Consider the following 13,224-nt stretch of genomic DNA (forward strand, 5'->3'; position numbering starts at 1 on the left):
CCGTCAGCTCCGAATCTTCTATCGGAACCATCCATTTACTTCAAAATCGGATTTTGGTCTTATCTAAATACTTTTTAGCATAGACACACAAGGTCAATAATCTACTCCAATAGATAAGCTCTTTGCTGCGTATATAGACATAACATGTAAGAGAAAAACCAACTACTCTAAAAAAAGGGAGAGAAACAAGTTATTATGATAATCCCCCGACAGTTCGGTACCGGAGGAGCCATTACCTATACCTCCGTACAGGAGACACTTCATGGACTTCACCAGCTACCGTTGTACCATCATCCTGTATCACACTCCCCGTCCCCGCAGCTCGTACATTATTATCCTCCTGCACATCCTGTACACCATCTTCCTGCCCCTTCTATCTATCTTGTACATCACGGTTCTTCCGTAGATGTTATATATCACTATCCTTCTATCCATCTCATATATTACTAACTCATTTATTTGACTCATTACATCATTTCTAGGGAAAGCGATTCGCTCTCCCCTTTTTCTTCAAAACGATTATTTAGTAAGACTATCACCAAATAATTGGACAGCTAGTAATCTATAGAAATGCGGCACACAGCATGAATAAACAACATAAGAAAACACGCTAAACAGCGTGTTTTCTATACAGCAACAAACAGATAGGATGAAGTAATTATGACAAATGAAGAATACCAAAATTAAATAATAAGTTATTACAGGCCCAAAACTAAAGAATACGTTTGTAAAATCCAGCCTTTTAAGGCTTTTTCTTTTTAACTATAAACAGAACTTATATTTCATAGGAGGTAATATAAGTGTCTATTTCAACAACTCGAAGTAATATCCGAAGAGCAAAAGCAAACATAACGAATTTAAGAAAAAAATTATCAAAAGAGCAAGAAAACCACGCTAAAACTATGAAAGAAATTTTGAAGACACAAAAAGAGATTGGTCGGACATCTTCGCAATCAATGCTCAGAACTAAATTAACCAAACTAGATCGGTTAAATTCGACCATTGAGTTTTCTAAAATGCTTTCTAGCATAGTTTATCCCCACCTTTCACAATGGTTTAATAAACTCGTAAAAAGTACTGAGTTGCCCGTGATTCGCTTTCATGATTTACGTCATACACATGCGACCTTACTCTTACAAGCAGGTGTCAACCCAAAGGTGGTATCCGAGCGTTTAGGACACACAAATATAACAATTACACTCAACACGTACAGCCATGTGGTACCTCATATGCAGGATGAAGCAGCTCAAAAATTTGAACAAATGATCTTGAAACAGGTAAAATAAAAGTAGTTTGGTTAGCAAATTAAAAAAAGGAGGAATTTTTATGGAAGTGATTCTTACCGAATCAGCAGAAGCGCAGCTCAAAATGCTTGATATAGAGCCATTTTGCCTGCGTATCGACATTAAACCAGGCGGTGGCTGAAGCGCCGTCGTCGATATCGACTTAACTCTGGATGAGTTACAACATGATGATATTATATTCAAAAAAGGCGAACTCGTAATTTTGGCAAGCTCCTTTGCAAAGGACTATCTAGGAAGCAAGGTAAAACTAGATTATGTAACCGGCTTTCGGCTTACTACGCCAAATGAAACGCTTGCCTATGGTTTATCTGTAAAACGTAAAGCAAAAACAACTGAAAGGGAATGATACACTTTCCTATGCTACAACGTATTCGACTATGGGCAAAAAGATTAAAAAGTGAACTTCGCCTTTTATATTTAGCTTATCGGGACAAACGTGTTCCGTTTTACGCCAAAGCATTTACAATACTCGTAGTTGCATATGCGTTTAGTCCAATTGATTTGATTCCTGATTTCATTCCTGTACTTGGCTATGTTGACGATTTAATTCTCGTTCCCCTTGGGGTATATATTGCATTAAGGCTTATTCCTTCTCAAGTGTTAGAGGACTGCCGCAGGCAGCTCGAAAAGGAGCCAACTGGAAAGAAGCCAAAAAATTGGTTTGCTGCAGTATGTATCATCTTCATTTGGATTATACTCGTAACCATGTTAGTGCGCTTATTTCTATAATGGCATCCCCTTTCCTGCTGGAGAGGGGGTGCCATTATGTCTCCGTATATCGTCTCAAGCTAATGAAACTATGCTCTAATTCTATATTTTCTTTATACTATTTGTTTACAGGAACATAATTAACAAATTTCTCATCATCCGCCAACCAACAAGTATAGCGTCGCTTTACAAAGTGTTCTGCCGCTTCAAAGGAAGGAAACTTCTGCTCCAATTTGTTTTCTTGATGAATAACTCCCCATTTTTCATTTATAGGGTGAATGAAAATCAATTCATTTCCATGATTTTGGTACAGTGAACCATGCTCAGACCGTTTTAGATTACATGTATTTTTAGATGCATCTTCCTTTAAAGCAGGCAAATGGAATATGTTTGTAACATATACACGGAATGCCTCTTCAGTAAGAGGGCAACCAGATGCCTTTACATGACCACCGCCGCCAAAAGCACCAGCAATCTCAGAAACATCCACGCTATCATGAATAGTACGAAATCCGACTTTCTTTGCTCCCATATTTATAATCGCAATGTAATCTAAATGCTCATACTCCTTTCCTAATTCATTGCCAAGTTCTGAATGATATGATTCAGCATGCACGATTCCAACGCAAAGATCATTAATCGTTGTTTGTACAAGCTCACGTTTTTTCTTACGCACATATCTTTTAATTTTTTCCTGCTCCATCTCTAACAGCTTTTCTTCAAAATCATCAAACTGAAATGCTTCAGCATCCTTTAGACGATCAACCATCTTTTCTTCGAACTCTTCTATCGAGAGCAAATAAAGGAGGTCGTTAAGCATCTTTGCTTTTAAATTATTATTCCTTTCCCACTCCCAGGTGTCGTATTGACGTACGAGATCTACAAATTCATCAGCAGCAGGTGATGGCTGCAAAAAGCCTTGATTCACTAAAAACTCATAAAACAGTGAAGTCGCACATGCCAATCTATCATCCTCACACTTCACCTGTACAGCTGCCCATTCATGCTTGTTTAAATGCAAGGCTGTTTTATGATGATCTAACAGTCTCACCTTTCCTCCCCTATGTACAAATTCGCTTATTTTCGCTTCGTTTTCCTCACTTACAGACAAATCTGTAATAAATAAATGGTCTTCTAACTGAGCCGTTTCTAAAAAACGACTCACTCGATCATTCAATGCAGCAATTGAGTTATAGCGTACCTCAATCTCGTTTCCAAATGCCAGCTTTGCCACAATGCCGCATCCGATACCGTCTAGATCGTTATGAGAGTATACATGGTACATGAGTTCATCTCCTTATTTTTTCCTTAGTATGGTTTACAGTCAGTTGGAATATCAATACAGATAAGGACCATCACCTAGTGTAATATAGTTTTCTTGCTACATTATTATAACTCTGCTCTTTCTCAAAAGAAAAGGTACATGCCAGCGGGGGCATGTACCTCAAGAACTCCATCACTTATAGGAACTTCAAATCAAACGAAAAATCGTATAAATGCTGCTTGTCCCATACTGAAACAACATAGCAGCCTGTATTGTTTATTAGAAACGACTTAAAAATACCATATAACCTATATTCTGTCAATTCATACTTTTTACACATATTCACCTATAAGATTACTTTTAGTGACAGCCGCTTTATTAGTAAGCAGCGGTTTTGAATTAAGAATATTTCGACAAATATACGAAAGCATAGTATGATTAAAAAAGTGGGAATTTATAGTAGGAGAGGAAGTGAAATTTTTGGCTATTAGGCGCATCGAACATATTGGCATTATGGTACAGAATCTTGAAAAATCGATTTCATTTTATGAAAATATTGTTGGACTGAAGCTGATTAAGCATCTTGGTCATCCCAATCCAGACTTAAATCTTGCTTTTCTTGGTGTAGAAGGAGCAGAAGAAACAATTGTCGAGCTTATTCAGGGCTATAACGACCATCTTCCAGCAGAAGGAAAGGTACATCATATTTGCTTTAAGGTGGATCGTTTAGAAGAAGAAAAAGAGCGCTTAAAACAACTTGATATAACATTTTTATTAACAGACGAAATAGAAACACTCCCAGACGGTTCACGTTATTTCTTCTTTGCGGGTCCTGATGGGGAATGGATTGAATTTTTTGAGACAGATCGATAAGCCTAAAGACATTTTCCACTATAATAACCTAATGCTCGTGATATAAACTTGAATCATTAGAGAGGGAGAGAATCATGATAATTCAAAAACCTAGAAAAGAAGAATATGTGCCGTATTACCAAAAGTATGTAGATGTTATTTCAGAAGGGGATTTTTGTTCCTTACTGACACGTCAAGCTGAAGAAATCATAACATTGCTAGGTACGATTTCAGAGGAACAAAGCGGCTATCGCTATGCTCAAGGAAAATGGAGCATAAAGGAAGTACTTGGTCATATAACGGATACCGAACGCATTATGAGCTATCGTCTTTTGCGGATTGGGCGCGGCGATACGACAGATTTGGCTGGCTTTGATGAAAATGTATATGTAAAACATGCTTCTTATGAACGTCTCTCTATGCAGCAGCTGCTAGATGATTTTTCCGCTGTGCGACATGCGACTATTTCACTTCTTCGTATCCTCCCCGAAGAAGCGTGGACAAGAGGCGGAACAGCAAACGGCGGTCCTGTGACTGCGCGTGCACTTGCTTATATTATTGCTGGACATGCGCTCCACCATAAAACAATTCTGCAGGAAAGATATTTACAAATATAAGAAAAAAAGAAAGATAAGCTAACCGAACGGCTGGTAATCCACCTGTTCAGTAAGCTTATTTTTCTGTAAAGAAACAAGACAAAATCCATCTATATGGACTTTGTCTTGAAAATTTTATTGGAAAATACGAACTGCAGCTACACCTTCAATGCTGCGGATTCTATTTGCGATATCCTCTTTGATTTTTGCATCAACACCGTTATCAATATCGATAATTGTGTAAGCATAGCCGCCTTTGCTGCGGTTAATCATATCAGCAATGTTAATACCGTGCTCAGCTAAAGCAGCAGTCATTTGTCCAACCATGTTTGGAACATTTTTATGCGCAACTGTAATACGCTTTTGTCCGAAGTAAGGAAGCTCTACATTCGGGTAGTTTACGGAGTTTTTCACATTTCCTGTTTCTAAATAATCGCGCATTTGTTTTGCTGCCATGATTGCACAGTTCTCCTCAGACTCTAGCGTGGATGCGCCAAGATGAGGGATTGGGATTACATTTTTCATGCCAAGAACATTCTCGTTCGGGAAGTCTGTTACATAAGAACCGACAATTCCTTCTTCCAATGCCGCTCTTAAATCTTCTTCATTTACAAGCTCACCGCGTGAGAAGTTCATGAGACAAACGCCTTTTTTCATTAAGCTGAATGCCTGTGCGTTAATGCTTCCCTTTGTTTGCTCTGTAAGCGGAACGTGAATTGTGATAAAGTCACATGTCGAGAAAATTTGCTCGATGCTTAAAGCGCGCTGTACTTGGCGAGATAATCTCCATGCTGTTTCTACGGATACATACGGATCATATCCGATTACTTCCATATCTAATGACAACGCATCGTTTGCAACCAATGCTCCAATGGCGCCAAGACCGATAATTCCAAGCTTTTTACCTTTAATTTCTCTGCCAACATATTCTTTTTTGCCGGCTTCTACAAGCTTCGGTACAACATCACCCTGTCCTTGCAATGATCTTGCCCAAGATACGCCCTCTAATAAATTGCGGGATGCTAAAAGCATGCTTGCGAGTACGATTTCCTTTACCGCATTTGCATTTGCACCAGGCGTATTGAATACAACAATTCCTTTTTCCGTGCAAGCATCTACCGGAATATTATTAACGCCCGCACCTGCACGCGCAATTGCCTTTAGATTTTCTGGCAATTCCATGTCATGCATATAATAGCTGCGAAGAAGGATGCCGTCTGGTGACTCGCACTCTTTTTCAATCGTATACCGTTCACTAGAAAATATATCCAGACCGCAGGAAGCGATATTGTTTAGCGTTTGAATCTTAAACACGAGAAAATCCCCCTATCGATTGTTCCGTTCGAATTCCTTCATAAATGCCACTAGCTTTTGAACTCCTTCTACAGGCATCGCGTTATAAATGCTCGCACGCATACCACCAACAGAGCGGTGACCCTTCAATGTTTCTAAACCAGCTGCCTTTGCTTCTTGAACAAACTTTTTATCCAACTCCGCTGAAGGACTTGTAAATGGAATGTTCATAAGGGAACGATATTTTGGTGCAACAGGCGATTGAAACATTTCAGACTCATCTAAGAAGTCATACAGCAGCTTCGCTTTTTCACGATTGATTTTCTCCATTGCAGCAATACCGCCAAGATCCTTTAACCATTCGAATACAAGCTTGGCCATGTAAATTGCAAACGTTGGAGGTGTATTATACATTGATTCGCTATCTGCATGTATTTTATAGTCAAGCATTGTCGGGCAGAACGCTGGTGCATGACCAATTAAATCTTCACGGATGATTACGACGGTTACACCTGCAGGACCAATATTTTTTTGTGCCCCTGCATAAATCACGCCAAACTTGGATACATCATATACTTCAGACAAAATATTAGACGACATATCCGCAACGAGCGGTACATGACCCGTATCTGGAATTTCTGCATAACACGTTCCTTCAATCGTGTTATTCGTCGTAATATGAACATAGTCAGCCTCAGGGTCAAACATAGAACGATGCAGTTCTGGAATGTTCGTAAAACGATCCTGTTCAGAGGATGCTACAATACGAACCTCACCATATTTCTTTGCTTCAGAAGCCGCTTTTTTCGACCAAGATCCTGTATTTACATAGTCAGCCTTTTTGTTACGGAACAAGTTCAGCGGAACCATGGAAAATTGCAGGGAAGCACCGCCTTGCAAAAACAACACCTTATAATTTTCAGGAATATTCATCAACTCTCTTAAAAGAGTCTCTGCTTCCGTTACAATATTTTGGTATACACCGGAACGGTGGCTCATTTCCATTACGGACATACCAGTGCTTCCGAATGAAATTAATTCTTTTTGCGCTTTTTCCAATACAGGAAGCGGCAACATCGATGGACCGGCAGAAAAGTTATACACTCTTTCCATACCATTCCCTCCCCCTTCATCTAGACAACTGTCGAGTTTTCGTATTTTTTAAACTTTCTGAATTATACCTTACAAAAGCTATTTCGGTCAATGAATTCCGAACTTTTTCGCCAACACGCAATGGAATCGTTTGCAATTACCTTTATACTACACGGAATAGTTAACAGATCATTCCATTTTATTATTTTAATATACCTAATTCTCTTCTTACTATCCTCTATAAAACACGAAAGTGCAGTATCCTAATCTACATCTTTTATAAATTCCCCCGTAATCCATTGATATATATGTATATTTTCTTTCCACTTATCTCTTTTGCAACAAATCACGCTAAAAAACCAGCTACTCGCAGCTGGTCTTTTTAGTATATACCAGATCCTAATTGAATTGTTCGCAAAAGGTTCATAATTAGAAACAGTGCTTGCCCGACCTTTGGCTCTAACTGATTTACTGCCTCCTCATTATAATACCCTTCAAAATCCTCCACATTCATAATATGACGGCGGCCTGCATACAGCGGCGGCATTGGAAGCTGCAGTTGTCCATCCTCTGTCTTTACACAATGTGACAACAAAAATAATGAACTTTGAATCGAAAAGTCTTCCTGCACAACCATCATAACTAAATCGTATCCAGGAAAGGAAACAAAAACAGAATCTCCTGTTTTAATTGCCTGCATCACAGCGTCGCCAATAGCTTGCATAAATGCTTGGTTTTCCTCTTCTGTGAGCAGATTGTTTAATTGAAAAGTTTCGGACATGTGTTTTCCCCCTGTCTGTAGGTTATGCATCTGAGCGAATGATAGAAAAACGCTTACAAACATTTTATCACTGTTTCGTTCCGGATGCATTATCATCCTGCAAGAATCCAGTAGAATTTCTCTAAAAAATATACACCTTTGTTATATTACGTCAACCCAATGTAATATAAGGGTAGTTTCTCTCAGAATAAACTGTGCTATAATTCGGATACAAAATATTCCAAGGAGGAGTATAGCGATGTTTTTACCATCTTTTAGCTTACAAGGGAAAATTGTCCTCGTTACAGGAGCAGGACGCGGAATTGGAAGGGCAATTAGCATTGGCTTTGCTGAAGCTGGCGCTGATGTAGTGCTGCTGTCGCGAACAAGGGAGCATCTAGAAGAAACAGCAGCCCGTATTGAAGAATTCGGGCAAAAAGCATATATCCTTCCATGTGATGTAACAAAGCGGGAGGAAGTAGCGCAGGCTGTGTCAGAAGCTGCACAGGCTGCCGGAGCTATACATATTGTTGTGAACAATGCTGGCATGAACATTCGCACACCTGCTTTTGATGTCACAGATGAAGAGTGGCAAACGATTATGGATACGAACCTAAAGTCTGCATTTATCGTTTCGCAGGAGACAGGGCGTATAATGAAGGAACAAGGTACAGGAGGAAAAATTATTAATATCTCTTCTGTAGCCGGACAAGTAGCTCTTCGCACAGGTGTAGTATATGCCTCTACCAAAGCAGCTCTTATACAAATGACAAAGGTGCTTGCCTTTGAATGGGGCAAGCATAATATTCAAGTAAATGCAATTGGACCTTGGTACTTTGAAACACCGCTTACAGAGAAATTGCTTCAGGATGAAGTATATGTAAATGATATTTTATCTGTCACACCGCTCAAACGGGTTGGTCAGCTTCCAGAACTCGTCGGTCCAGCTGTTTTCCTCGCCTCGGATGCAGCGAGCTACATTACCGGCCAAACATTGTTTGTTGACGGGGGAATGACGATTCACGGATTTTAGTGTAAAAAGCTAGGGAGTTCCCCCTAGCTTTTTAGCTTTCCTTCAAACATAATTTTTCTCCCGCACGGCTCTATGACCATCTCTCCGTTTCGTTCCACTTCCTGAAAAATCGGCTCCTCTGTACGTCGCGCCGGGACATATCCTTCCCGCTCCATTCTTGCAATACAGCCAGATATCGATTCATCCGGCAGTACTTCAAATTTTTTCTTTTTTGGCAGTGCTTGCAAATGGCTCACCCCCTTTTCTTAGCTTTCCTCTTCTTTTTCATTTCATGAAGAAGGGACATCATTCAAAAACTCTTCGCCTTTTTCGCTCGTACATCTTCTCCCATTCTTCTTGCTTGTATGATATAAAGCAAAGATACCAACCCAAGTAAAAGCGTGATACAAATAAAAAAGCTTATCCGCTGCACATTTTCAATGAAAAGACCTCCTAATACAGGTCCCGTAATGCTGCCAAGACTAAACGCAATACCGCATAAAATATTTCCAGCTGGCAGCAAGTATTTCGGCAGCAGATCCGTCATATAACCAATCCCAAGCGAAAAACAAGAACCGATAACCATTCCAGCTAGTAAAATCAGCATAAACAATACCCAATAATAACCCTCAAACAGTGCAGCAAAAAGAAACACAACAGAACTGCAAATAAAAATCCACGTTAAAACACTGCCCCTTCCGAAGCGATCGCTTAAAATGCCTAGCGGAACCTGTGTAAGAATCCCCCCAATTGCAAATACAGGCAGTAAAAAGGAGATTTCTTGTACAGTCAGTCCTTTCCTTATGGCATAAACCGGTAAATTGCTGTTAAGCATCGCTTCAAGCAAGCCGTATACAAAGGGAGCTAATAGCGCAATCCACGCATAGGAGAGAACCTTTTTATACCGATTAATTGATGAATCTCCCTCCTGCTCTTTGTCCTGCTCAGGGAATGCATTTTGAACTGGCAGCAGTAAAAGCCAGCTAATGAGACAAAGCGCCGATGAAATGATGAACGGCACTGTCAGGCCATATTGAACTGTACTTGTTAGGCACGGACCTATCGCAAAGCCAATACCATAGAATACCCCGTAAATAGACACACACTTTCCAACCTTGCTAGCTACCGAGGTTGTTGTAATCCACGTTTGTGTTCCGACATGCAGCATGTGATCTCCAATGCCAATGAACAAGCGAAGTACAAACCAAATAAATACCGAATAGGTTTGCGTAAAGAAAAAAAGCGAAGCAATCACCAGAAATCCGCCTGTTATCATAATCGGCTTCATACCAATACGGCGCATTGGACGTTCCAAGAATGGAGAAACGAGTAAAATTCCGATGTATAGGGACGCTGCATGAAATCCGTTAAAGCTTGAGCTTACGCCTTGTTTTTCAAAAATCATTGCAATTGTCGGCAAAAGCATGCCTTGTGATAAACCCGAAATTGCTACTGCACTAATAATAGCCCAAAAGGAATATGTTGTTTCTTTATTCAAAAACTCTCTCACTCCTATGACTACATTCAACCTTATCATTATACAGAGAGTTTTTCATTTGCACAGCAAAAAAAATAGCTTACAAGCGATTGAATATTGGAAACTTGCTCATACTAATCCATATCTTTGGGAAATGGAGGAAAGGTGATGAAACAAAGCTTGTTTACAGCCTCTATAACAGCGGCCGCAATCCTGCTCGTTAACAGCTGCTCCCAAAGCTCCACATATCAAGAAGCAAACAAGGAAATACCAATTGTCCAAAGCGCTCTTCTAACCATAAACGACTCTCCTTCTCCTTTGACTCATACAGCAACAAAAGAAAATTGGCTGAAGGATCCATATATTCGCTGGTCACTGCTGCATATGCAAGAGCTTATTCAAACAAAGCCCGTATGGCGCGGACAGGATCAGACGGTGCCGCTTCCAGCAAAACTGCAGCCTTTGGATAGCTTGCCTGTGCAGGACGAAACAGGTAAGATGATACCTCTTACAGCATTGCTGGACAAAACAAAAACGGATGCTTTTCTCGTTATGCATCAGGGAAAGGTTGTATACGAAAGATATGGAAACGGCGTGCAGCCCCATCAGCGGCACGCTACCGCCTCGCTCTCCAAAGCATTTACCGGTCTCATTATCAGTATGCTAGCCGAAGAAGGGAAAATTGCACTAAACCAAACAGCTGATGAATATATCCCAGAACTAAAAGGAACAGCCTTTGGAAACGCAACCATGCAGCAACTCATGGATATGGAGGTATCTGCACGCTTCCCGACCCATGGATTTAAACAAGATGGCTTATCAAATCAAGATGCACAATTGTATTTAGCATCTGGGCTGCTGCAGCGTGCGCAAGCGAATGACGCACCAAAAACGATATATGACATGCTGCAAGAAGCAAAAGAAGTCCAATCTCCTGGCATAGCTTTCTCCTATAACAATGGATGTACAGAAACACTCGGATGGATCATTAAGCGCATTGCAGGACGGTCATTATCCGAAGAAGTAAGCGAGCGAATTTGGTCTAAGCTCGGTGCAGAGGAGGATGCCTATTACGTAAGCGATGCTGCCGGGACAGAACAAGCAAGTGCAGGTTTAAACGTTGCTCCCCGCGATATGCTGCGCTTTGGTGAAATGATAATATATAACGGGTTATATAGAGGAAAACAAATCATCCCTCAATCAGTTGTAAAGGAAATCCAAAATAGCAGCCCTACTCGTGCATTCCGAAACAGTAAAGCAAGCATAAGCAAGCCCGGCTATTCATACCATAACCAATGGTGGCTTACACATAACAAGCATGAAGCATTTGAAATCACAGGCAGCTATGGGCAGCGGCTATACATTGATCCCATAGCAAATATGGTAATTGTTCACTTTTCTTCAAACGCTAATCATACTCTCAGCATTCATCACACCTTCACCGATGTATACATGAAGCTGGCTCACCGCCTGCAGCACAAAGCATGACCCCACACATTTCCTTTTGACAAGCAAATGCAGCCATGATAATCTATACCTTGTCAAAGAGCGAGTCTTTTTTGACCAAAACAGCCGGCACCTTTTGGCGAAGGTGCCTTTTTTATTTAAATGAACACTACACACCTAGCACCATTTTGTTAGACTGCCTTATGCAGTCTTTTCTTTTTCTATTTATCAATACTGCTCGAAATACTCGCTTCCTGTCTCCTGATATTTTCAGTACATAGAATCGCCGCTCCTGGTCTTAAAAATCTATATAAATCTACCGATACAGTATGAAAAGTATAGATTTCTAAACCGTTCACTCCTTGCCAAAGGCAAGGTCTTGGTTGAGCCAATGAATAGGCTGAACGAAACGACATCTCTTTCGTCTCTACTGGCTTTCTAACTGCTTTTCTTGGGTCTCTTCTTTTATTTGTCCAATTACTGAAATTACAGATCCAATCGCTTGTATCCAACTTCCACTAACTGTTAATAATTGACCTTCTGTATGATTGATGTAATTATTTTCTGATTTATACACTTTTCCTATAGTTTGCGCCTGCATCCAATTTCTGCTATCTGTTAATAATTGACTATTTTCATGATTTTTATCTTTGTTGTTATCCTCTTCTAGCTCATATACTCCTCCTATGGCCTGGAGTGAATTACCTATAGATTGTAATAAGTTTCCTATAATATTTTCTGCCATGCCTGCAGGCGTGTTGTCCTCAAATTCATCTGCTACATTGACAAGTCCACCTAAAGCTTGTAACCAGTTTCCAGTAATGATTAATTTCTGTTCTGTTTCTTTTTCGAATTTAATAACTATCCCGGCAATTACAGTAACATTCCCAATAGATTGAAGCTCATTCCCAATCGTTTCAAGGGATATATTTCCTTGTCCATCAGCCTCTAATGCATTTCCAGTTGCTTGTAAAATATTTCCCCATAAATCTAGACTATATCGCAAATCACTTTTTATAAAACTTAATGGTGTATTCCCAATGGCGGCAATAATTGTACCTACAGCTGCTAGCAATGATCCTACAATTTCTTTGGAGTGATTATCCATTTTCATCCACCAATCAATCTAAATTATGTTCAACTAGATCTCCCAGCATCAGTAAACTGATTTTACGCTGCATATGTAACTCATATAAAAAAGCAAGATGTCTGGTCTCGTTCAGGATTCATACGATGCCCTAACACAAGCAAAAAGCTGCACTGCAAACAGTAGAAGAGTCTGGGAATCGCCAATGTATTGAGCAATCTCTTCGCGCTGTCGAGAGTGCACTTCAGCCATGCAACAACACTGCTCAAATTTCATCGCAGAAGTAAGGCCCAGCCTTTGTTCCCAAAGGCTATACTTTCTAAAAACACCCGA

14 protein-coding genes are annotated in these 13,224 nt (G+C 40.1%); 7 read left to right on the forward strand and 7 right to left on the reverse strand.

The window, feature by feature from the left end; translation table 11 throughout:
* The first annotated feature begins 902 nt into the window (after positions 1-902).
* From AC6HZ4_RS15135 to AC6HZ4_RS15145, 3 genes are all read left to right on the forward strand, one after another.
* Complete coding sequence (locus AC6HZ4_RS15135; RefSeq protein WP_497495729.1) at positions 903-1,286, forward strand: site-specific integrase; 384 nt, start codon at positions 903-905, stop codon at positions 1,284-1,286.
* 220 nt (positions 1,287-1,506) lie between these two features.
* Positions 1,507-1,650, forward strand: a complete 144-nt coding sequence (locus tag AC6HZ4_RS15140; RefSeq protein ID WP_497490414.1) for a hypothetical protein — start codon at positions 1,507-1,509, stop codon at positions 1,648-1,650.
* An 11-nt stretch (positions 1,651-1,661) separates the two neighbouring features.
* Positions 1,662-2,033, forward strand: coding sequence for a YkvA family protein (locus AC6HZ4_RS15145; RefSeq protein WP_497490415.1), 372 nt, complete (start codon positions 1,662-1,664; stop codon positions 2,031-2,033).
* A 97-nt stretch (positions 2,034-2,130) separates the two neighbouring features.
* Here the strand turns inward: AC6HZ4_RS15145 and AC6HZ4_RS15150 are convergent, their stop codons facing one another.
* Positions 2,131-3,297, reverse strand: a complete 1,167-nt coding sequence (locus AC6HZ4_RS15150) for a DHH family phosphoesterase (RefSeq protein WP_497490417.1) — start codon at positions 3,295-3,297, stop codon at positions 2,131-2,133.
* Between the two features lie 459 nt (positions 3,298-3,756).
* On the opposite strand from AC6HZ4_RS15150, the gene AC6HZ4_RS15155 reads away from it, so the two are divergent.
* Together AC6HZ4_RS15155 and AC6HZ4_RS15160 are read left to right on the forward strand one after the other, a co-directional pair.
* Complete coding sequence (locus AC6HZ4_RS15155) at positions 3,757-4,149, forward strand: VOC family protein (protein WP_497490418.1); 393 nt, start codon at positions 3,757-3,759, stop codon at positions 4,147-4,149.
* A 74-nt stretch (positions 4,150-4,223) separates the two neighbouring features.
* Positions 4,224-4,745: a DinB family protein gene (locus AC6HZ4_RS15160; protein WP_497490419.1), complete on the forward strand. Its 522-nt coding sequence runs from the start codon at positions 4,224-4,226 to the stop codon at positions 4,743-4,745.
* Positions 4,746-4,859: 114 nt separating this feature from the next.
* Here the strand turns inward: AC6HZ4_RS15160 and AC6HZ4_RS15165 are convergent, their stop codons facing one another.
* The 3 genes from AC6HZ4_RS15165 to AC6HZ4_RS15175 all read right to left on the reverse strand — a co-directional run bounded on the left by AC6HZ4_RS15165 (position 4,860) and on the right by AC6HZ4_RS15175 (position 7,890).
* Positions 4,860-6,038: a phosphoglycerate dehydrogenase gene (locus AC6HZ4_RS15165; protein ID WP_497490420.1), complete on the reverse strand. Its 1,179-nt coding sequence runs from the start codon at positions 6,036-6,038 to the stop codon at positions 4,860-4,862.
* Positions 6,039-6,050: 12 nt separating this feature from the next.
* Positions 6,051-7,130: a 3-phosphoserine/phosphohydroxythreonine transaminase gene (gene serC, locus AC6HZ4_RS15170; protein WP_497490421.1), complete on the reverse strand. Its 1,080-nt coding sequence runs from the start codon at positions 7,128-7,130 to the stop codon at positions 6,051-6,053.
* A 361-nt stretch (positions 7,131-7,491) separates the two neighbouring features.
* A complete protein-coding gene (locus tag AC6HZ4_RS15175) occupies positions 7,492-7,890 on the reverse strand; it encodes a hypothetical protein (RefSeq protein WP_497490422.1) in 399 nt (132 codons plus the stop codon).
* A 238-nt stretch (positions 7,891-8,128) separates the two neighbouring features.
* On the opposite strand from AC6HZ4_RS15175, the gene AC6HZ4_RS15180 reads away from it, so the two are divergent.
* A complete protein-coding gene (locus tag AC6HZ4_RS15180; RefSeq protein WP_497490423.1) occupies positions 8,129-8,902 on the forward strand; it encodes an SDR family NAD(P)-dependent oxidoreductase in 774 nt (257 codons plus the stop codon).
* 23 nt (positions 8,903-8,925) lie between these two features.
* Here AC6HZ4_RS15180 and AC6HZ4_RS15185 read toward each other — a convergent pair whose 3' ends face one another.
* Both AC6HZ4_RS15185 and AC6HZ4_RS15190 read right to left on the reverse strand, forming a co-directional pair.
* Entirely contained in the window at positions 8,926-9,129 is a 204-nt protein-coding gene (locus AC6HZ4_RS15185) for an NETI motif-containing protein (RefSeq protein WP_497490424.1), read from the reverse strand.
* Between the two features lie 62 nt (positions 9,130-9,191).
* Positions 9,192-10,418, reverse strand: a complete 1,227-nt coding sequence (locus AC6HZ4_RS15190) for an MFS transporter (protein ID WP_497490425.1) — start codon at positions 10,416-10,418, stop codon at positions 9,192-9,194.
* Between the two features lie 108 nt (positions 10,419-10,526).
* On the opposite strand from AC6HZ4_RS15190, the gene AC6HZ4_RS15195 reads away from it, so the two are divergent.
* Positions 10,527-11,846 (forward strand): serine hydrolase domain-containing protein, encoded by a 1,320-nt coding sequence (locus AC6HZ4_RS15195; RefSeq protein ID WP_497490426.1) that lies wholly within the window; start codon positions 10,527-10,529, stop codon positions 11,844-11,846.
* Positions 11,847-12,231: 385 nt separating this feature from the next.
* On the opposite strand, the gene AC6HZ4_RS15200 is transcribed toward AC6HZ4_RS15195, so the two are convergent.
* On the reverse strand, positions 12,232-12,912 hold the full coding sequence (locus tag AC6HZ4_RS15200; RefSeq protein WP_497490427.1) for a DUF6944 family repetitive protein: 681 nt from the start codon (positions 12,910-12,912) through the stop codon (positions 12,232-12,234).
* Between the last annotated feature and the right edge of the window lie 312 nt (positions 12,913-13,224).

The sequence above is a fragment of the Ectobacillus sp. OTK genome (assembly GCF_059698935.1).